The sequence below is a fragment of the Segatella copri genome, assembly GCF_002224675.1.
Lineage (GTDB): Bacteria > Bacteroidota > Bacteroidia > Bacteroidales > Bacteroidaceae > Prevotella > Prevotella copri_U.
Genome location: NZ_NMPZ01000069.1, coordinates 1 through 987, shown reverse-complemented (window position 1 = coordinate 987; position 987 = coordinate 1). Strand labels below are relative to the sequence as shown.

1 tRNA gene and 1 rRNA gene are annotated in these 987 nt (G+C 47.0%); both read right to left on the bottom strand.

Annotated features, from left to right (window positions below):
* Positions 1–652, bottom strand: a 23S ribosomal RNA gene (locus tag CFT61_RS16335); the annotation flags it as partial.
* Positions 653–847: 195 nt separating this feature from the next.
* Positions 848–924, bottom strand: a tRNA-Ala gene (locus tag CFT61_RS16330).
* Between the last annotated feature and the right edge of the window lie 63 nt (positions 925–987).

The following is a 987-nucleotide window of genomic DNA, read 5'->3' as shown; positions in this document are numbered from 1 at the left end:
GTCTCGTGACACTCAACCTCGCCAGTGACGGTAACTCGTAGGATCATTATGCAAAAGGCACGCCGTCACATCGTAAGATGCTCCGACCGCTTGTAGGCGCATGGTTTCAGGAACTATTTCACTCCCCTGCTCGGGGTTCTTTTCACCTTTCCTTCACAGTACTCGTTCGCTATCGGTCTCACGGGAGTATTTAGCCTTACCGGATGGTCCCGGCAGATTCGCGCAGGATTCCTCGTGTCCCGCGTTACTCAGGATACCGCTATGCTGCATTTCGCTTCACATACTGGACTATCACCGTCTATGGTCACATTTTCCAAAGTGTTCTGTTCACGATTTGCATACAATGTCGCGGTCCTACAACCCCAGCCACGCCTTGCGACGCCACTGGTTTGGGCTGTTCCCCGTTCGCTCGCCACTACTAGGGGAATCATTAATTTATTTTCTCTTCCTACAGGTACTAAGATGTTTCAGTTCCCTGCGTTAGCTCTCTTACATTAGAAGAGTAACCGTCCTTCAGACGGCTAGGTTGTCCCATTCGGAAATCTCCGGATCAAAGGTTATTTGCACCTACCCGAAGCTTATCGCAGCTTATCACGTCCTTCATCGCCTCCGTGAGCCTAGGCATCCGCCATACGCCCTTTCTTACTTTCTTTACGACTGTATTTGCTATCAGTTTAACCTGACAGCGAATAAGTAGCTCATACTTTCAGCTGTATTCTAACAAAGTGAAATCTCATCTTGCGATTTGATTTACTTTAGTCTGAACTAAAGTTCATTACTTACAGTTTTGCTTGTGTCAATATGTCAAAGATCTTATGTCAATTCATAACCATAAAGGTTGTTGACTTGGTGGAGAATAACGGATTCGAACCGTTGACCCCCTGCGTGCAAAGCAGGTGCTCTAGCCAACTGAGCTAATCCCCCAAGTCGAGATAAACGAGAACGTATCAAAGTTGAACTTTGATTACACATTGGCTGCGCCGATGT